The sequence below is a fragment of the Poritiphilus flavus genome, from assembly GCF_009901585.1.
Lineage (GTDB): Bacteria > Bacteroidota > Bacteroidia > Flavobacteriales > Flavobacteriaceae > Poritiphilus > Poritiphilus flavus.
In genome coordinates this window covers 96,715-116,543 of sequence record NZ_WXYO01000001.1, presented here as the reverse complement: position 1 = coordinate 116,543, position 19,829 = coordinate 96,715, and the positions used below count along the sequence as shown (strand labels likewise).

Annotated in this window: 23 protein-coding genes; 21 read left to right on the top strand and 2 right to left on the bottom strand. The window is 43.4% G+C overall.

The features are described 5' to 3' along the window. Positions 1-22: 22 nt before the first annotated feature. Both GTQ38_RS00510 and GTQ38_RS00505 read left to right on the top strand, forming a co-directional pair. Entirely contained in the window at positions 23-916 is an 894-nt protein-coding gene (locus GTQ38_RS00510; protein WP_161433273.1) for a LysR family transcriptional regulator, read from the top strand. Between the two features lie 56 nt (positions 917-972). Beyond that, complete coding sequence (locus tag GTQ38_RS00505) at positions 973-1,524, top strand: nitroreductase family protein (RefSeq protein ID WP_161433272.1); 552 nt, start codon at positions 973-975, stop codon at positions 1,522-1,524. A gap of 11 nt (positions 1,525-1,535) precedes the next feature. Here the strand turns inward: GTQ38_RS00505 and GTQ38_RS00500 are convergent, their stop codons facing one another. Beyond that, entirely contained in the window at positions 1,536-2,051 is a 516-nt protein-coding gene (locus GTQ38_RS00500) for a DUF456 domain-containing protein (RefSeq protein ID WP_161433271.1), read from the bottom strand. Positions 2,052-2,204: 153 nt separating this feature from the next. Between GTQ38_RS00500 and GTQ38_RS00495 the strand changes: the two genes are divergently transcribed. The 4 genes from GTQ38_RS00495 to ruvC all read left to right on the top strand — a co-directional run bounded on the left by GTQ38_RS00495 (position 2,205) and on the right by ruvC (position 5,230). Then, positions 2,205-2,567 carry a BlaI/MecI/CopY family transcriptional regulator gene (locus GTQ38_RS00495; protein ID WP_161433270.1) on the top strand — a complete coding sequence of 121 codons (363 nt, stop codon included), beginning with the start codon at positions 2,205-2,207 and terminating at the stop codon, positions 2,565-2,567. Then, on the top strand, positions 2,564-4,039 hold the full coding sequence (locus GTQ38_RS00490) for a M56 family metallopeptidase (protein ID WP_161433269.1): 1,476 nt from the start codon (positions 2,564-2,566) through the stop codon (positions 4,037-4,039). Before GTQ38_RS00495 ends, GTQ38_RS00490 begins: the two co-directional genes overlap by 4 nt. 141 nt (positions 4,040-4,180) lie before the next feature. After that, a complete protein-coding gene (locus GTQ38_RS00485; protein ID WP_161433268.1) occupies positions 4,181-4,657 on the top strand; it encodes a hypothetical protein in 477 nt (158 codons plus the stop codon). A gap of 15 nt (positions 4,658-4,672) precedes the next feature. Then, entirely contained in the window at positions 4,673-5,230 is a 558-nt protein-coding gene (gene ruvC, locus GTQ38_RS00480) for a crossover junction endodeoxyribonuclease RuvC (RefSeq protein WP_161434009.1), read from the top strand. 35 nt (positions 5,231-5,265) lie between these two features. Here ruvC and GTQ38_RS00475 read toward each other — a convergent pair whose 3' ends face one another. Next, a complete protein-coding gene (locus GTQ38_RS00475; RefSeq protein ID WP_161433267.1) occupies positions 5,266-5,631 on the bottom strand; it encodes a four helix bundle protein in 366 nt (121 codons plus the stop codon). Between the two features lie 109 nt (positions 5,632-5,740). Between GTQ38_RS00475 and hemW the strand changes: the two genes are divergently transcribed. The 15 genes from hemW to GTQ38_RS00400 all read left to right on the top strand — a co-directional run bounded on the left by hemW (position 5,741) and on the right by GTQ38_RS00400 (position 19,682). Beyond that, complete coding sequence (gene hemW / locus GTQ38_RS00470; protein WP_161433266.1) at positions 5,741-6,880, top strand: radical SAM family heme chaperone HemW; 1,140 nt, start codon at positions 5,741-5,743, stop codon at positions 6,878-6,880. Between the two features lie 15 nt (positions 6,881-6,895). After that, entirely contained in the window at positions 6,896-7,648 is a 753-nt protein-coding gene (locus GTQ38_RS00465; RefSeq protein WP_161433265.1) for a cyclase family protein, read from the top strand. Beyond that, positions 7,645-7,995, top strand: a complete 351-nt coding sequence (locus tag GTQ38_RS00460; RefSeq protein ID WP_161433264.1) for a DUF4260 domain-containing protein — start codon at positions 7,645-7,647, stop codon at positions 7,993-7,995. The genes GTQ38_RS00465 and GTQ38_RS00460 overlap by 4 nt, the downstream gene beginning before the upstream one ends. Before the next feature lies 1 nt (position 7,996). Continuing rightward, positions 7,997-8,623 (top strand): DUF4230 domain-containing protein, encoded by a 627-nt coding sequence (locus GTQ38_RS00455; RefSeq protein WP_161433263.1) that lies wholly within the window; start codon positions 7,997-7,999, stop codon positions 8,621-8,623. A gap of 17 nt (positions 8,624-8,640) precedes the next feature. Continuing rightward, complete coding sequence (locus GTQ38_RS00450) at positions 8,641-9,030, top strand: Dabb family protein (RefSeq protein ID WP_161433262.1); 390 nt, start codon at positions 8,641-8,643, stop codon at positions 9,028-9,030. A gap of 10 nt (positions 9,031-9,040) precedes the next feature. After that, entirely contained in the window at positions 9,041-9,577 is a 537-nt protein-coding gene (locus GTQ38_RS00445) for a GNAT family N-acetyltransferase (protein WP_161433261.1), read from the top strand. 6 nt (positions 9,578-9,583) lie between these two features. Continuing rightward, the gene (locus GTQ38_RS00440; RefSeq protein ID WP_161433260.1) at positions 9,584-9,946 is read left to right on the top strand and encodes an MmcQ/YjbR family DNA-binding protein; all 363 of its coding nucleotides are present in this window, start codon (positions 9,584-9,586) and stop codon (positions 9,944-9,946) included. Between the two features lie 45 nt (positions 9,947-9,991). After that, positions 9,992-11,764, top strand: a complete 1,773-nt coding sequence (locus GTQ38_RS00435) for a MutS-related protein (RefSeq protein WP_161433259.1) — start codon at positions 9,992-9,994, stop codon at positions 11,762-11,764. Between the two features lie 86 nt (positions 11,765-11,850). After that, a complete protein-coding gene (locus GTQ38_RS00430) occupies positions 11,851-12,858 on the top strand; it encodes a metal-dependent hydrolase (RefSeq protein WP_161433258.1) in 1,008 nt (335 codons plus the stop codon). A 206-nt stretch (positions 12,859-13,064) separates the two neighbouring features. After that, complete coding sequence (locus GTQ38_RS00425; RefSeq protein WP_161433257.1) at positions 13,065-13,466, top strand: response regulator; 402 nt, start codon at positions 13,065-13,067, stop codon at positions 13,464-13,466. Between the two features lie 74 nt (positions 13,467-13,540). Continuing rightward, positions 13,541-14,083 (top strand): heme NO-binding domain-containing protein, encoded by a 543-nt coding sequence (locus tag GTQ38_RS00420; RefSeq protein ID WP_161433256.1) that lies wholly within the window; start codon positions 13,541-13,543, stop codon positions 14,081-14,083. Continuing rightward, entirely contained in the window at positions 14,076-15,668 is a 1,593-nt protein-coding gene (locus tag GTQ38_RS00415) for a sensor histidine kinase (protein ID WP_161433255.1), read from the top strand. The genes GTQ38_RS00420 and GTQ38_RS00415 overlap by 8 nt, the downstream gene beginning before the upstream one ends. 6 nt (positions 15,669-15,674) lie before the next feature. Further along, complete coding sequence (locus GTQ38_RS00410; RefSeq protein WP_161433254.1) at positions 15,675-15,995, top strand: Hpt domain-containing protein; 321 nt, start codon at positions 15,675-15,677, stop codon at positions 15,993-15,995. Positions 15,996-15,997: 2 nt separating this feature from the next. After that, positions 15,998-16,705: a LytR/AlgR family response regulator transcription factor gene (locus tag GTQ38_RS00405; RefSeq protein ID WP_161433253.1), complete on the top strand. Its 708-nt coding sequence runs from the start codon at positions 15,998-16,000 to the stop codon at positions 16,703-16,705. Positions 16,706-17,219: 514 nt separating this feature from the next. Then, on the top strand, positions 17,220-19,682 hold the full coding sequence (locus tag GTQ38_RS00400) for a DUF4114 domain-containing protein (protein ID WP_238857724.1): 2,463 nt from the start codon (positions 17,220-17,222) through the stop codon (positions 19,680-19,682). Positions 19,683-19,829: the final 147 nt, after the last annotated feature.

Sequence of the window (19,829 nt, the reverse complement as noted above, 5' to 3'; positions counted from 1 at the left end):
TATAAATCAATAATTAATAACTGTGAGTTATCAATTGGAATTACGACATTTTCGATATTTTCTTGCTGTGGCGGAGGAATTGCACTTTAGAAAAGCAGCTGAAAAGCTTTTTATTTCTCAGCCTGGCCTAAGTCGGCAGATCAAGCAAATGGAGGAGGTGCTCGGGGTTAGTTTACTGACGCGTTCCAAAAAGAAGGTGAGCCTGACCCCAGCAGGCAAATACTTCAAGGAGGAGATCGAGTTTGTTTTGAATCATCTGGCGCTTACAGAGGCAGAGTTGAAAAGTATAGGTCAGGGGCATGCTGGTACTTTGCGAATTGGTTTCCTGGGGTCTGCCATGCAGAATGTTATCCCCGATCTATTGTTGGATCTGAAAAAAGAATTTCCCAGGATACAGACCAGTCTGGAGGAACTTTCTAATCGTTCACAGGTGAATGCCGTGTTGAAAGATCGGTTGGATATTGGCTTTGTGCGCCTTGCAAGAGTCCCAAAGGGCATGGAGATAAGGCCGGTTTTTGAAGATACTTTTTCACTGGTCCTGCCGGAAGGTCACCCGGTAGATGAGCATGACTTTAAAGGCATGCAACAGTTCTCAGAAGAAGAATTCATTCTTTTCGACCAGGATTACAGCCCTTTGTATTTTGATACGGTAATGAGCATATGCGAAGACGCCGGTTTCAGCCCAAAGATCTCACACAAATCCGTACACGCCCAGACCATATTCCGTTTGGTAGAGAACGGTATGGGCATCGCCATCGTTCCTACTGCGCTCCAATACGGATTCCGACTGAATCTGAAGTTAATCCAGCTTAGCTCAATTCCTCAGCGGGCCATACTTTCGGTAATTTGGAAAGCAGATAATCGGAATAGGGCGTTAAGGAATTGTATGGGTCTGCTTTTGGATGATAAATTATAACTCAGAGGAGGATCATGAACCTCCAAAGCCTTATTTTTGACAACAAAAGAATTTCTATGATCTCAGACCTTATAAAAAATCGCCGTGCTGTTTTTCCGGTGCAATACAATGAGCAACCTATTGCCAAATCGGCCATTGAAAAGATACTCGAAGCGGCAAATTGGGCCCCTACTCACAAAAAAACAGAACCGTGGCGGTTTAAAGTCCTCACAGGAACCTCCAAAGAAAGACTGGGAGAGTTCCTATCTAAAAAATACCAGGAGGTAGATCCGCGCCCAAAACAGATAAAGATCAGAAAACTACTGGAGAACCCTAAAAGAGCGGGAGCTGTAATCGCCATTTGTATGCAAAGAGACCCTAAGGAAAGTCTTCCGGAATGGGAGGAAATTGCAGCCACCGCAATGGCCGTTCAGAATATGTGGCTCTGTTGTGCTGAAATGGGTATAGGCGCCTATTGGAGTTCTCCCGGACTCATCAAATACATGGGTGAATTCTTTGAACTTAACGAAGGTGAAAAATGCCTGGGCTTTTTCTATATGGGATACACTGATGAGGAGATCCCGGAAGGTGTCCGTCAACCTATAGAGGAAAAGACTACCTGGCTCTAGACTTTTGTTATCTAGCTGAAATAGGGGAATAAAGAGGCCTTGTATTCCCAGGCTTTGGATACGAATAATCCCAAATAGATCACGGCGACCACAAATTTCAGGAAAGTACCGGTAAGGAATCCGATAAAAGATCCCAAAGCGGCCTTTAAAGCGGTTTTTTGATCCGCCTTATTGGCAAGTTCCCCCACAAGCGCCCCAATAAAGGGCCAGATGATGATACCAAATATTCCGAGAATGGGGAAAACAATCGCCACCACAAGGCCTATTGTGGTGCCTATCATACCAGCCTTGCTTCCGCCGAACTTTCTAGTTCCCACTGCAGGGATGACGTAATCCATGGCAAAAACCAAGAGTGCCACTACCAGGGTGATGCCTAAAAACCACCAATCGTCCGGGACAGCTTTGGTAAGAACCAGTAGCAATAGGCCGATCCAACTTACGGGTGGGCCAGGTAAGACTGGTAAAAAACTCCCTAAAATTCCCAGGAGCATAAGCAAAAACCCCAGGATCAGCAGTACAATGTCCATAGCCTAAATAGATTTACTGTTTGACGAAGATACGATGGAAATGTTACAAAATTCAGGGGATTCACAAGGCTTTTTATATTTTATAACTAAAAACTTAGTTTAAACTAAAATTTTAGTTATATTTGGGATAAGAACAATAAATTCATTCAAAGCATGAAACAACTCACTAAGGCAGAAGAAGAGGTTATGCAGATACTTTGGAAACTAAAAAAGGCCAATGTAGCTGCAGTGATCGAGGAATTACCGGAACCCAAGCCGGCCTACAATACGATATCAACTATAGTGCGCATTCTTGAAAGCAAAGGATTTTTAGATCATGAAAAAGAAGGTAAGGGCCATAACTATTTTCCACTAGTAGAAAAGGGAGATTATAGCAATCAATCTATCAATAAGTTGGTGGACGGCTATTTTCAGGGATCTTTTAAGAGCATGGTTTCATTTTTTATGAAGAAAAACGATATGAGTCTATCGGAATTGGAAGCTATACTCAAGGAAATTAAAAAGGACGAATCATGATACAAAACATTATCGCCAGTCTGCTTTTTCAGTCAGCATTTCTTATGCTCTATGATATTTTCTTAAGACGGGAGACCTTTTTTAAGTGGAATCGTTTTTACCTGATTGGCTCCTACATACTTTCCATGGTCTTGCCACTCGTAAAAATTGAGATCTTCAATGCAGTGGTCCCGAAAAGAGTACTTTCTTATTCTGCTTATCTATTTGATATGGATCCCTTTTCCGATATACAGTTATCGGGAAATCAAGCTGCGAACGGTGAATTACCCATTTGGGATCTAATCTTGTTTAGTGGGATGGTTGTTGCTGCATTTTGGTTTGGATATAAATTGTATAGACTGAGAAAGTTGCGAAGTGCAGGACAAGTACATCATTTCAGGGGCTTTACTAAAATATTGATTCCCGATACCAATCAGGCTTTTTCATTTTTCCGATCGGTGTATATAGGTGACCAGATCCCACAAAACAAGCATAGAAGCATAATTCAGCATGAACTTGTACATATTCGGGAAAAACACAGTCTGGATTTGCTCTTTTTTGAACTCATGCGAATTCCTGCCTGGTTTAATCCATTTGTTTACATCTATCAAAAGCGAATCTCGGAGTTACATGAGTACATAGCAGATGACAGCGTGGTGAAAACAAACAAAAAAGAACACTATCTACAACTGCTTTCAGAAGTATTTGATGTTGAAAATATCTCTTTGATCAACCAATTTTCTAAATCATCATTAATTAAAAAAAGAATAGATATGCTACAAAAAACAAAATCCAAAAGTATCAGGCAATTGAAGTACCTACTCCTTCTGCCCCTGATTTCATCAATGCTGCTGTACTCTTCTTGTGAAAGTAGTGAGAAAACGGACCTGGATCCTGAGATCAGTGTTCAGGACGTGCAAAACCTAAATCAGGAAGAGGAGAAAGAGGTATTTAAAACCCTCAAATCACTTTCAACAGCATCGAACGAATGGTCCCTTACTATTACAGATAAAGAGAACACCATGAAATTCCTGCCCGCGTCCGGAGATGCCTTTATCACCGGCCCAAATAATGAGAGAATAAAGGCCAGAAAGGTTTTCGGACCGTCCATTGAATTCAGTTCAGCCAATATTTCTCCGGATGTAGTACCCTTTGGATTGGTCTATGAAGTCCCGGTATTTCCAGGATGCGAGAATGCCCAGGACAAAAGGACTTGCTTTCTTGAAATGATCATGGAACACATAAATCAGAATTTCAATTATCCAAAAGAGGCAGAAGAACAGCAAATAGAAGGAAGAGTAAACGTCATATTCACGATTGACCAAAATGGTATGATCACTGACATTCAAAAAAGAGGACCACATGCCTTATTGGAAGCCGAAGCCGTTCGTATTATTTCACTGCTTCCTGAAATGAGCCCGGGAAAAGATAAAGGCAAAAATGTAAGCGTTCCATTTTCATTCCCGTTGACCTTCAAATTAGATAAAACCTGAAATATAGGAAGTAAAGGCTGTCTATGGCAGATAGCCTTTACTCTCTACCAAAACGCATTGTAGTCTATATAAAAGAAATCCATTTTCCCTCGGATTAATTTGCCTAAAAAAGTCGTAATTTCCGGCTGTAATTAGACCCCAATGCGGAATTTCCTCATTTTAGGATGTTGTTTGCTCCTGCTTTCCTGTAATTGGTTCGCCTCCCCGGAGACGCGGACCCGCAAGCTGGTAGAAGCAGAATTGCTCAGCATTGACTGGAACGATGTGGATCAGTACCCCTTGTTCGATGACTGTGACGAAACGGCTCCCAAGAGTGCTCAAAAGGAGTGCTTTGAGAATACTTTGCTACTTCATTTTTCGATGACCCTTCAGGATTTTGAGTTCACACTGGATCAGGATATTGATGATACGATCTATATGGATTTCCTGGTCGATAGGGAAGGTTCAATGTCTGTGCTTTACATCGAAGAGAATCAACTTGTAAATGATCAGATCCCTGAGTTTAACGGTATCATCAGTCAAAGCCTGAAGAGTTTGCCCCGTGTTGAACCTGCCTTAAAAAGGGGGAATCCTGTGAACGCCAAGTTCCGGATCCCCATCGTACTAAATACCAAATGACACTGCTTTAGGATGATCGTAAAGGAGAAAATTATTCTAGGAATCGACCCCGGGACTACCATTATGGGATTCGGCATCATCAGGGTTATTGGGAAGCAGATGGAATTCATTCAAATGAATGAACTGATGCTTAAAAAGTACGACGACCATTTTACCAAACTAAAATTGATCTTTGACCGTACCATAGAACTTATAGATACTTACCACCCGGATGAGATCGCTATTGAAGCCCCCTTTTTTGGAAAGAATGTACAATCTATGCTCAAACTGGGCCGTGCCCAGGGAGTAGCAATGGCTGCAGGGCTTTCTCGTCAGATCCCTATAACAGAATACCTGCCTAAAAAAATCAAAATGGCCATAACCGGGAACGGGAATGCCAGTAAGGAACAGGTGGCCAAAATGCTTCAGGGCATGCTGGGCCTGAAATCTCTTCCTAAAAACCTGGACAGCACGGACGGCCTGGCCGCCGCGGTATGCCACTTTTACAATCAGGGTCGCCCGAACGTCGGCAAAAGCTACAGCGGCTGGGAGGCTTTTGTTAAGCAAAATGAAGGAAGAGTGGAGGGGGACTAGTGAACAGTGAACAGTAATCAGTAATCAGTATGGGGTTATTTGGATCCGAATTTTTCCGGAAACCGTATCATATGAGATATTAGTTTACCAACCTGAGTACTTTCGTCCATTAAACGCTTGAACTCTCCATTATCAATGTATTTACATTCCAGAGCAAATCGGAGCCAGGTCTGAGTTTCAAGATTTTCGGAATCGGAATCAGTAAGTTTGTTTATGAAGTGCTTTGGATATTTTCTTTTTCCATAGGATTCCGCTATTGCGGCAGCTACACTTCTAGATGATCTTCTTATCTGGTTCGTAAGGGCATATCTTTCTTCCACTGGAAAGGTTTTAGAAACTTCGAAAATCTGCATTGCCAGAAGAAAGGACTTCTGGTACGCTATCAAGCTCTGATATCTCATATATGGTTAAGTAACCTGACTAAAGTAAAGGTTATCACTGAAAAAAGATTTCAGTAAATTGCCTTTTATTTTCTCCGGATTACTGTTTACTGTTCACTGATTACTGAAAATGTCCTCCATCTACTTCCATATCCCATTTTGCAAGCAGGCCTGTCACTATTGTGATTTTCATTTCTCGACGAACACACGGAAAAAAAGTGAAATGGTAGAAGCTTTGGGTATGGAACTACGCCTGCGGAAGGAAGAGTTGGGAGGCGAGGCGATTCAGAGCATATACTTCGGCGGGGGTACTCCATCCCTTCTGGAGGTTGAGGATGTCGAATTTCTTATTGGTGAAGTATATGAGAATTTTCAGGTAAATGCAGCTCCTGAAATTACCCTGGAAGCGAATCCGGATGATTTAAGTGAGGAAAAGACAGTGGCATTGGCCGCTTCGCGGATCAACCGTCTAAGCCTGGGGGTACAATCTTTTTTTGAGGAAGATCTAAGGATGATGAACCGCGCGCATTCGGCCGTGGAGGCAACCCGCTGTCTTGAGCTTGTACAGATGCATTTTGAAAACCTCTCAATTGATCTCATCTATGGTATTCCCGAAATGTCTCTTGAAAGATGGGAGTCCAACATAAATAAGGCCCTGTCTTTTGGGATCCCGCATATTTCCGCCTATGCCCTTACCGTAGAACCTAAAACGGCCCTGGCCAAATTCATCGAAAAAGGACTGATAGAAGCGGTAGATGAAACGTCTAGCCAGGAACATTTTGAACTTATGGTAGAAAAACTGGAGGCTGAAGGATTTGTACACTACGAGATCTCGAATTTTGGCAAGCCCGGATTTTTCTCGCAGAACAACAGCGCTTACTGGCAGGGTAAGAAGTACCTGGGTATTGGCCCGTCTGCCCATTCCTATGACGGTGCCAAAAGGAGTTGGAGCGTCCGGAATAACCATAAATATTTGAAATCCATCAGCAATAGGGAATTACCCCTGGAACGGGAGGAACTTTCCATTAAGGATCTATATAACGAGTATGTAATGACCGGTCTCAGGACCATATGGGGAGTTTCAACCGCAAAAGTGCAGGAGGAATACGGCACGCAATACGCCAGATATCTCAGGCATCAGGCTCAAAAATTTGTGGAAGAGGGCTTTCTACAGTGGAATGAGGATATTCTGAAGGCCACGGCACGAGGAAAGTTTTTGATCGACGGGATTGCAGCCGATCTTTTTATCCTTAACTTGGAAGCTAATTAGCGCACTGTACCAACTGTGATCACAACCATTTCACATCTTTCCGGGAAATACCGCATAGATCTTTCTCAGCCGTTGGATATCTCCATCCCCCTGCGTGGAGATGAATCCAATGTGAACGCCTGGTATCTCAAACCGCCCCGTATTGAACCGCACAGCGATGGTGATTTTGTAGGCAAGGTGTCCGAAGGAGGATCGACGAATTTCAACAATATTTTCTTTAATCCACATGCACATGGTACACATACTGAATGTGTTGGGCATATTACTGAGGAATTTCATTCTGTCAACAGCCATTGGTCCCGATTTTTCTTTCTCGCGGAAGTGATCACCATCGCCCCGGAAAAATACCAGGAAGATTTTGTGGTCTCGAGAAAACAACTGGAATACGCTCTCGGCAAACGAAAAAGAGAGGCGGTAGTCATCCGAACTATCCCGAACACTATCAAAAAACTAAGCAAGCAGTATTCGCATACCAACCCGCCTTATTTATTGGAACAAACCGCGGCTTTTCTAGCGGATCTAGGGGTAGAACATTTGCTTATAGATCTACCCTCAGTGGATAAAGAGAAAGATGCCGGAGCCCTGCTGGCTCATAAGGCGTTCTGGAATTTTGAAGGGAAAATCCGGGCAAATGCGACCATAACGGAATTCATTTATGTTCCTAATGCAATTCCCGACGGAACCTATTTTTTGAATCTCCAGATGGCTCCATTTGAAAACGACGCGACACCCAGCCGGCCCGTACTCTACAAAATACTCGAAGAATGAAAACAACACTAAAACTCGAAGAGGTACTACAGTTTGGTTTTGGAGTTTACCTCTTCTCCCTCTTACCTTTTGCATGGTGGTGGTTTCCTGCATTGATACTGCTTCCGGATATCGGTATGCTGGGATATCTGATGGGAAATAGGGTCGGGGCCTTCTTTTACAATTTGTTCCATCACAAGGGATTGGCACTTGCCATATATCTTTTGGGAGTGTATCTTGCTTTACCGCTATGGCAACTCGTGGGAGTGATCCTCTTTAGCCATGCCGCCATGGACCGGATCGTGGGTTACGGTTTGAAATACGAGAAGGGGTTTAAATTCACACATCTGGGGGAAATAGGAAAATAGTATGGATAGTATTTTGGAAGCCTTTTTAGGATTGATCTTGGGAGCCATTCTGATGTATTGGCTTTATGGGATTTTCAGAAAAAAGAAACGTAAGGAACTTACCAAGCATCAGTCTACCGTACTTCTTGAAAAAATAAAAAGTGTTTGCAAACTGATCACCGTGGAGGGTGATTTTGCGGAAATTTATCAATACGAGAACACTAAATCGCATTTTATGAGCCTTTTTACAAGCAAAAAAAAGGCCCTGATCGTGATCAATGCGAAAGCGCAGATAGGTTATAACCTTAGTAAAATTCTGATGCGCGCGGACAATACAAAAAGGAAGATCATCCTAAGCAATTTTCCGGAACCCCAGGTACTCTCTATAGAACCGGAGCTGGAGTTCTACGATATAAAAAATGACCTTTTCAATGCCTTTAAGCCGGATGACCTGACCGCCCTGAACAAAGAGGCGAAAAAGCATATCCTGGAAAAGATACCCCAAAGCAGGCTGATGGAAACTGCTAAAAAAGAGGCACTGGAGGCCATTTTGCTTATCGAGAAAATTGTAGAGACCATCGGATGGAAACTGGATTATTCTGCCCTTGAACTGGAATCGGAACAAAAGCCCGCAATAGAGAAAGAATAGATCACAAATTTTGAAATATGAAAAAGTCAGTATGTATTTTTACTTTTTTAATGCTAACCGCAATAAGCTACAGCCAAGACAATATGAAAACTTTTGATCCAAACTACGTCCACACGGTATTCTTCTGGTTTAATAACCCGGATAACGAGGTAGATCAGGCTCATTTTGAGGCTTCACTGAAAAAGTTTCTCAAAAACTCCAAATTTGCCAAGACCAATTTCATAGGGAAAGCTCCTAAGGCTACCAGGGATGTTGTAGATGATTCCTTCACCTATAAGCTGGTTGTAACTTTTGATTCTGCCGAAGCGCAACAAGGATACCAGGAAGAAGACGCTCATCTTATCTTTATTGAAGAGTGTAAAGACCTTTGGAAAAAGGTGATCGTATACGACGCTCAAGGAATATAAACTACACAGCATGCCTAAATTCAGGAGTGCCAACAGGGAAGACGCGGACAATATAGCCGCCTTGCACGCCAAAAACTGGCAGCTGAATTACCGCGGTATGCTGGATGATCATTACCTGGATCACCAGGTAATTGACGACCGCGAAAAAGTCTGGAATGAAAGGCTATCGGATCCCGACCCGGATCTATGCATTATCCTGGCCGAAGAGGGCCCTGAACTTATAGGTTTTGGCTGCATGTTTTTTGACGAGAACGAGCAGTACGGCTCCTATCTGGATAATTTACATGTGGCAGCGGAGCACAGTGGTAAAGGGATCGGTAAAAAACTTATGAGTGCCCTGGCAACTGAGATTGTTCGAAAGGGAAAACGGCCGGATATGTATTTGTGGGTACTGACCGGTAACCTTGGAGCCATCAAGCTTTACGAAAAGCTCAAAGGTCAGCGTAAGGAACAGCTTTGGGAAAGGGAATTGGGCAATAAAGCGGTGGAAAAGATCCGGTATTACTGGCCTGATGTTTCCGAACTGATCTTAGCTGAACCGAAATAGAAGGATATGAATATTGAAGAATTCAGGCTGTATTGCATTCACAAAAAAGGAGTTACTGAGGAGTTTCCTTTTGATGCCCATACCCTGGTCTTTAAGGTGATGGGGAAAGTATTCTGCATTGCGCCTCTGGAGCGACTTCCACCTCAGGCCAATCTTAAATGTGACCCGGACCGGGCCGTTGAACTTCGGGAGACCTATGACGGTGTAATCACCCCCGGCTACCATATGAATAAAGTTCACTGGAATACCCTTTTCATTGAGCAGTTACCTCCACATCTTCTTAAAGAGTTAATAGACCATTCTTACGAGCTTATCGTGGCCAAATTCCCCAAAAAACTGAGGACGCAATGGGAAGAACTGCCAGACTGATGGTTTGGCTATCTTTGTGAGGCGATTTCCAGTGATCACTATTTTATGCAACACCCTGAACAGTTTTACAAGCAGCGGATTACGCAATGCGAACAGCAGCTTGCGGCCTTTAAAAAAAGACTATTCGCCATTGGGATGCTTCGCCTTAGCGTATTCCTGTTTGCTGTATTTGGAGGATATTTCTTTTTTGATCAAAAAGCAATATTCTTCCTGTTAATACTGGGCTGCCTGGCCATTTTCATTTATTTGGTAAGCAGACATGCAGATCTGAAGTACCTGAAAGACAAATGGCAGAAATTGCTACATATCAATCGCCAGGAATTAAAGGTGCTCAAACGGAAATTTCACCACCTTCCGGACGGGGCAGAATTCGCGAATCCAAAGCATCATTTTAGTTCGGATATTGATCTTTTCGGGCGGGGTTCTTTCTATCAGTATTGCAACCGGACAGCCCTAAAACTGGGTAGTGAAAGCCTGGCAAAAATTCTTACTGAGAACAACATCGACCGAATACCAGATAAGCAGCGGGCCATAGAAGAACTGTCAGCCCTGGTGGAGTGGCGCCAGGAGTTTTCGGCCGCAGCGTCTATGATCAAGGCGGAAACTACCTATGATATTATTGTCAATTGGATGCGGCAATATACCAGTTTTGTGCCTGCGGCTTTTCGGTGGATCCCCTTTGTTTTTGGAACGCTGTCGGCAGGGATAATTACCGCTTATTCTTTCGATCTGATCTCCGGCTGGGGATTGGCGGCATGGTTCTTTCTTGGCCTGGGAATCAGTGGGCAATACCTGAAAAAGATCAATAAGCTTTCCGCGGACACCTCTAAGGTCCTAAGCACGTTTCAGCAATATGAAAAGCTTACCGTAATGGTGGAAAAACAGGGATTCGAAGCAAAATGGCTTCAGGAAAAGCAAGCACTCGTTTTAAGGGAAGGCGAAACCGCTTCTGGCATCCTAAAACGTTTTTCCCGCCTTCTGAATGCACTGGACCAACGGAATAATATTATTATTGGTATTCTGGCCAATGCCTTTATGCTCAGGGACCTTTGGCTTAGCCTGAAGATTGAAAACTGGATCAAGGGTCATGCTGCGGAAGTAGAGGATTGGTTTCGGGCGATTGCGTTTTTTGATGCCAATATCTCATTGGGCAATTTTGCTTTTAACCATCCGGAATACCACTATCCGAAAATTACGGACAGTGAGATCCTTCTGAAAACAACCGAAGCCGCGCACCCTTTGCTGGATCCGCAACGCAGGATTACCAATGATGTGGAGATCAGAAAGGGTCAGTTCTTCATTATTACCGGGGCCAATATGGCTGGGAAAAGTACTTTTCTCAGAACTATAGGCTTGCAGATCGTTATGGGCAACATAGGGCTTCCGTTATGTGCCGGAGCAAGTACTTACAGCCCGATCAGGCTAATATCCAGTATGCGGACCACAGACTCCCTTACCGATGATGAATCCTATTTCTTTTCGGAATTGAAACGACTGAAATTTATTGTTGATGAGATCGCTGGGGATCAGTATTTTGTATTGCTGGATGAAATTCTAAAGGGGACAAATAGTACCGATAAGGCCAGGGGATCCAGAAAATTTGTGGAGCAGCTGGTGCGCTCAGGCTCCACCGGGATGATCGCGACGCACGATCTAAGCCTCTGTGGGGTTGCTGAGGATTACAAGGAGATGGCGAACTATTATTTTGACGCGGAAATTAAGAATGATGAGTTGCATTTTGACTATAAATTCAAGGAAGGCATTTGCCAGAATATGAACGCCTCTTTTTTGCTGAAGAAAATGAAGGTGATAGAATAAAGTAGAAGTATAAGTATAAGTCTAAGCTTAAGTTCAAGTTTAAGACTAGCCACAATTGTACTTAAACTTAATCTTAAACTTTAAATATGGATTCGTTAACACAGATCGTTCTTGGAGCTTCGGTAGGAGAAGCGGTTTTAGGCAAGAAAGTAGGGAATAAGGCGATGTTGTACGGCGCTATAGCCGGTACTATTCCAGATCTGGATGTCCTGAGTCGTAATTTTGTGGATACCGTAACGGCCATAGAATGGCATCGCGGGTTTAGTCATTCCATTTTGTTCAGTTTGATGTTCGCCCCGGTATTCGGTTGGCTGATCTCTAAAATTGAAAGGAAATCTGCCGCGAATTGGCGGGATTGGACCCGCCTGATGTTCTGGGGATTGTTCACACACCCTATCCTTGACGCCTTCACTACCTGGGGCACTCAGCTTTTCTGGCCAATTGATCTCAAACTGGCTTTTCAGAATATTTTCGTGATCGATCCCCTCTATACCGTTCCTTTTTTGATCTGCCTTATTCTGGCCATGCGGCTGAATCGCGTTTCTGATAAACGTCGTCGCCTCAACAAGATGGGATTGGTCCTGAGCAGTTCGTATTTGATAATTACGCTGATCTTAAAATGGTTTACCTACAACAAGTTCATTAATAACCTGGAGGAGCAGGGTGTTGAATATACTGAGATCGCAACCCGCCCCACGCCTTTTAATACTTTGCTATGGACAGCCAATGTAGACACCAAAAATGCCTACCTGATTGGGAATTACTCCCTTTTTGATTCCCAGCCTGTTCGTTTTAAAGCTTATCCCAAGAACCATGAATTGCTCGGAAAATGGTCTGATAATGACAAAGTAAGGAGGCTGATAAACGTTACCGAGGGATGGTACACAGTTGAGAAAAACGAAGGATTGCTGTATCTCAATGATCTTAGGTTTGGTCTGATCAGTATGCAGGAAGATGAGTCCCGCTTTGCTTTCAATTATGAAATTCGCCCTACCGCGAATGACGAGGTTCAAATAACTGAGACGCCCAAATACGAAGGCGGAGATCCGCGGAAACTGTTTGGGGCTCTTTGGTACCGTATACTGGGAAACTGAGTTCTACCCATAGCTGACCAACGCGTCTTTTTTGTGTTTACTACAAAATAAGTAAAGAAAGCCCGGAGCTCATTTCTTTCGTATAACAGACCCATTTTAATCGAAACCAAATTGCCATTCGTCTACACTTATCCGTCATTGGACTACAGTAAATCCAGAATTATTTGGCATTTTAAGACATTTGTAGCTCACTTAACTATATTCTGATGAAGGTATTATTCATAGAAGACGACGCCATTGAGACCATGAAATTGCAGCGCACTGTGGCTAAATTTCAGATCAAATATGAGATCACAGAGGCTAAAAATGGAGAAGAAGCCCTGGACTATCTCAGGTCCGATGCCAAACTGCCAGACATCATCTTGTTAGACCTTAATATGCCTAAAATGAATGGTATTGAATTCCTAAGAATATTAAAGGCAGATGAGGTTCTTAAATTCCTTCCAACCATCATTTTGACAACATCAGAAAATCGGGCCGATCTACTGGAATGCTACAAGATCGGGATTGCCGGTTATGTCATCAAACCTCTGAAATACGAAGATTACGAAGAAAAGCTACGAAAGGTTTTTCAGTACTGGGAAGTTGTAGAATTGGTCAAAGCCTAACAAAAACAAGGCTTTCACAACATTATTTTCCAGTTTCGTACTAAAATTCCTACTTTAACCGCAAATTTTTATTAATGAAAGGAATTGTATTTACCGAATTTTTGGAAATGGTAGAAAGCAAGTTCGGGCTGGAGGTGGCAGATTCCATAATTGAGAATGCTGATCTTCCTTCAGATGGTATTTATACCTCTGTGGGTACTTACGATTTTAATGAAATGGTAAGCCTGATCACCAATCTTAGTGAGGAAGTAGGGATCCCTGTCGATGAGTTGATCTACACCTTTGGGCTTTATTTGTTCAATAGCCTTTCCAAAGCCCATCCGGAGGTGATCCAGAGTTATAAATCACCCCTGGGTCTACTGTACTCTATTGAAGATCACATCCATGTACATGTAAAGAAATTATACCCGGATGCGCAACTGCCAACCTTCAAGATCCTGGAAAAGACAGACAGTTCTATTTCCATGATATACTCTTCCAGCAGGGGGCTCTATCGCCTGGCGCACGGACTTATCGAAAAAACCTTCGAGCACTTCAAGGGAAGTGCAAATATTACCTATGACCTATTGAAAGATGACGGTACAGAAGTCAAATTCGTTGTTGTCCAGGATGGATAACAAGGAGATCAACTTGCTTAAAAAAGCCCTGGAACGTCAGAAGAAAGCGCGCCAGCAGGCCGAACAGATCCTGGAGCAAAAATCCAAAGAGCTCTACGATACTACCAGGCATTTGCAGGAAGCAAATCATCGCTTAGAGACACTCTTAAGTGAAAAGTCTTCGGAACTCGATGGGGTATTTATCAATATTATCGACCCTTATGTGGTGATGGACCTGGACTTCAACGTTATTAATATGAATAGTTCCGCAAGGGACTTTTTGGGTTACGACCACGGAAGGGAGTCTGTAAACCTTGCCAAACTTGTACATCCGGACTACCTGGAATACACTGCTGAGTCCATGCATACCTTACTCAAGGTGGGTACCTTAAAGAATTATAGGGCTAAAATCATTGTGCGGGATGGGTCCGAAAAATTTGTGCAGATCAACAGCAGTTTAATTTACGATAAGGACCGCAAGCCTATCGCTGCCCAGGGAATCATTCGGGATATCACCAGGGAGACTGAAATTCAGGATTTGCTGGCAGATCAGCGGCGGGAGTTGGACATTATTGTTGAAAATTCACCCCTAAGTATCGTGCTAACAGTGAAAGGCCAGATTGTAAAGGTCAACAAGACCTTTGTAGACCTCCTGGGCTATTCAGAAGCAGAGCTTACCAAATTTCACGTCAAAGATATCTCTGCCCCAGAGGATGTAGAGGCGTCCAAAGACCTTATGGGACAGATGAACAGGGGTGAGATCGAAACCTTTACTCTGATTAAGCGATATATTAAAAAAGATGGCAAAACCCTGCTCGCCAAAACTTCTGTCAGCGCGTTTAAGAATAATAAGGGAGAAGTAACCCACCAGGTCGCCATGATCGAAGACATCACGGAACAGCGAAACCTGGAATTACAGAAAGAGCAACTTCTCAAAGAACTTGAAAGCAGTAATGAAGGCCTGAAGGAGTACGCTCATATGGTTTCCCACGACCTTAAATCGCCCTTGAGAAGTTTAAATGCCCTGGCCACCTGGTTGCAGGAGGATTACAAAGATATACTGGACGACAACGGAAAGAACCAGCTTCAGATGATGCAGGAGAAGATAGAGGGTATGGACAAGCTGATTGATGGTATCCTAAAGTATTCCAGCATTAGCCGGGATACCCGGGAGCAGGTCCAGGTAGATCTGAATGAGACGGTACAGCACATCCGGGAGATCATCTTTATTCCGGAACACGTCAGAGTTGTGATCATGAATGAACTACCGACATTGGTCGCGGACCCGACCCAGATGCAACAGCTTTTCCAGAATCTAATAAGCAATGCCGTGGTCAATATTGATAAAGAAACGGGAATTGTGGAGGTTGGGAGCACCGATGCGGGGTCTCACTGGGATTTTTACGTCAAGGATAACGGAGTTGGTATCCCTAAGGAATACCATAAAAAGATCTTTGAGATCTTCCAATCTATTGGGAATGAAGCCAGGTCTACAGGAATAGGCCTTTCTATAGTAAAGAAGATCGTAGATCTCCACAAAGGAAAAATCCGCCTGGAATCCGAAGTAGGACAAGGGACCAGTTTTCATTTTAGTATAAAAAAGTGATTTGAGATGCAAGAAAAACCCAATCTGGATTATATAGAAGCCCTGGCCGCAGGTGAGGAAGATTTCAAAAAGAAGTTTATCAACATCCTTAAAGAGGAGTTTCCGGAGGAAAAGGAGGAATACATGGATAATTTGAATAGAGATCTCCCCCGTGAAGCTTCACTGAATGTGCATAAGCTAAAACACAAGCTTAGTATTCTTGGCCTTTCGGAGAGTTATGTGCTCGCCGTGGACCACGAAGAAGCCCTTAGAGAAGGGAACAGGGAATACGAAGGGAAGTTTTTAAAGATTTTGGAGAACATAGAACGTTTTTTAAAAACCATATAAGCATGAACTGTATTATAGTGGACGATGAGGCAGCCGCAAGGGCCGTAGTTGCTCAACTGTGCTCACAAATGGACGATCTGGACGTAATTGAAGAATTTCCCAGTGCCATAGATGCAATTAAATTTCTCAACCAGCATCAGGTGGATGTAGTATTCCTGGATATTCATATGCCCGGTTTTACAGGCTTTGATTTTGTGCAAACCCTAAAGAACCCTCCCAAAGTGGTGCTTACTACCTCGGACAGGAATTTTGCCATTGAAGCCTATGAATACGAGGCCATTGTAGACTATCTTGTCAAGCCGCTGACCAAAGAACGTTTTGAAAAGTGCCTTCAGAAAGTAAAGAACGCCCTGGTGAAACAACCGGTACAGACAGGCGATAACGGCCAGGCCGAAACCGGCCAGGATCTCTACATTAATATAGATCGCAGATTGATCAAACTAAAGTTTGACGAAATACAGCTGATCGAAGCCCGTGGCGACTATATTGACGTCAAAACAGTGAAGGAAACCTACAGGGTGCACTCCACCTTAAAGAAAATAAAGGAAAAGCTACCCGAAAACATATTCCTGCAGATCCACAGGTCCTTTATCATCAATTTTACCAAGATCATTGATATTGAAGATAACAGCGTGCTCATTGAAAAAAACGTCATTCCTATCAGCCGTTCCAACCGGCCGGAACTCATGCGAAGGCTAAATCTGCTTTAAAGCCTCATCCATAAAGTTCTTCTAAAGCCAGCAAGGACTATCCATTAGTTTGAGCCAAAAGAAGATATACTACCATCGGTCGACAGCTTTCCGTTATCCGTCGACATCCACCCATTTTTCCGTGATTTCTGTAATAGATTTGGGTAAAATCTTGAATAAAGTTTAACCTAAAATATTATACTATGAAATCAAATGTACTTTTAACAGCCGCTTTGAAAACAATTGTAACCGGGTTAATGGGAGTGTTGTCCACGGTAGTTTGCGGAATGAGTTTATTTTTTATTGGGATCATTTAGAAGTAGTATAGCTAGTTCGAAGAAAGCACCGCTCTAGCGGTGCTTTTTTGTTTGTACGGTATAAAGTATGACTTCCTCTGCCCGAAAGCCATAAAGAACTGCTTGGGCTAAAAAGTAACTTAGGTGCCATCCGTCTACACCTAATCGCTATCCGTCGAAGAGCATCAAAGAAAGCATGAGGAAATAAACATCTTTGCTCCATAATCTTTAACCTATTTATGATGAAACGAATACTACTTTTACTTTCAACCTTAATGACTATGGCCAATGCCTTAGGTCAGTCCTACAATTTTTTAGGAAGCTATACTTCAGATGGTACACCGGAATACCTGGTGGACCGGGATGAGGTTTCCTATGAGACCTTGCAAAAAATTGATGATGCCCTCCCTGAAGGTTATCCGGTACCAGAATACAACCCTCAATACATAAGTTCAGGTTATGATACGGATATCCTCCTGGAAAAGGATGCGGACGTCTGGGTGACCTTTGTTGCGGAAGGCGCCGGTTACCGAAACGTACTTGGCTTTTATACCTATGATATAGAAAATCCTCCCGCGGCAAAACCGGATCCGGAAGATATAACCATTGTTTTTCCCAATGTTTCCGCCAGGGGTAGCGGGGGTGGATTGCAGGCAGGAGATAAGGTAAAGATCGGCCGTTTTAAGGCTGGTACCGGTATTGGCTGGGTGCTGCTGGCCAATGGCTGGAGGGGTTCTGTAACTCCCGGACATTGGCAATTGTATTCCAATCCGGACTACAATCCTGAAGCCGACGAAAACTTAAGGTTTCACAATGTGCTGCTCAACGATCCGGACTACCAACGGATTATTCTTGGTTTTGAGGATATCCGAAGGGATTACGGTAGTTGCGACAACGATTTTAACGATGCACTTTTCTACATTACGGCTAACCCTTTTGAAGCGATCAAAACCACAAATTTTAATGATATAGAGGAGCATTACGATGTGTCGTCCGGTAATGACGGTGGTCTTGAAAGTAATGGTGACCTTGCCAGCCTTATCGCGAAAAGAAATTTTGATCGTAAAAAGCTCGGGACCGCGAAAAACACCCGTAAAAAACAGCGAAGATACAGTAAAGTGACCTACAAAAGCCGCGGCGCGAAGTCAGGACGTCTGGATGGCTATTTCCCTGAATCCGGAATGTACGGCACCGAAACAACCTATGTTTCAAGCCCGGATGACCTCCTGAATATTACCAATGCGGATAAAGTGTTTTCTATTGATTACTACCAGGGTGCAGAGCGAGTAAGCGCGGCCCTGGCTACGAAGACAAAAAACAGTGTTTATAACCATACAAAGACCATCTGCGACCGCCTTAACGATAGTAAACTAAGGGATGTACGGACTGTGAGTCTTCAGGGACATGAACTGGTGTACTCCAAACTGGAACGCAGTAATGGAGCCGTGGAATATGCCCTGGTATTTTCCGTTCGAGACGAAGGAAGCCAGCACAAACTCTATAGCCTTTGGAATATAGGAGAATACCCAAGTGGAGATTATATGAATTTCCAGGTTTGGGGGAACAGCATGGGACAGGTAAGTACTGTAGTAAACAATATCCTAAAGACCCTGGATGGCGAAAAGCCTTTGGTTTTACATAAGGCAAAAAACATATTGCCAACGGTTTTTATCCAAAACGGATATTACCAGGCAGGCAAATTACATCTGAATGTGATCAATAAAGTAGGGGCAAGCTGGATGCAGTTCGATGGTAATTATAAGCGTACTGAGCAGAGCTCCGAAGAAAATCTGACAAGCATACTGCCCCTCAATGGAGATTGGGAAGAAGAGGTAATCGTGGAGACGGGCTATTTGTTTGATATAGGATTGTCTGTAATAGCGGAAAACTCCTATCAACAAGACGCCATGTACCTGGCAGACGGCCCCTGGGGCGTAGATATGAATGAAGCGGTTGATACAGTGGATGATTTTACCATCAAAGCTCACGAACAGCAGGATACCAGAATAGGGATCCACGAGGTGGCCCGTGGGATAACCGCCAGTGGTCAGGTAAAAGAGACCATCAATGTGTTCCGTAATATTTTGGGTGGAGAGAGGCAACTACCAATCGAAGATTTCAACTACCTTCAGTTCAGCATTCAGAACAGCCGGACCATTGAGGTAAGCCTGGTTACAGATCAGACTGCCGATTGGAACGATCGCCTGAGACTGAGCTTAGAACCGAATGAAATGGAAACAATTCACAGTCTGTCATTCGCTGATTTTAAGGATGGATCCGGTTCAAGTGTAGCATTTAGCAAGCTAAAATCAATAGTGTTCTCAGTGCAGGGTGATTATAAAACCTATAAGCCATTCAATCTTAAGATCGATCAAATGACCCTGAGTGCAGTTGCATATACAGCTCCTCTAGAGGAGGTGGCCACAATCGCAGAGGCAGTTCCTCAACCGGATTTTGTGATGAACTATCCCAACCCGGTGGAGCAATACACTGTAATCACTTTTCCCCTGGCTACGGACAGGGTTGAAGTTAGCATAACAACTATGACCGGAAAGCTGGTTTATCAGAGTGAAAAATCCACAGCCGCTAACCAACATTCCGTTGGGCTACAACTGGGCGGTTTAGCCCCAGGACTTTACGGATACGTAGTAAAGGATATGGAGAATAATAAGATCTACAAAGGCAAATTGATCAAAAAGTAAGACCCCGCTTCCCGGGAGGGGAGCCATTCATTTAGGAATAAGGGTGCCCCCTTTCTTTAATTGGGTAACGGAAAGGGGGTTTTTTGTATCTGATTTGCAAGGCGCTGATTTACAGCGTTTTGTTTTTGACAGGAAATCGGCCGTTGT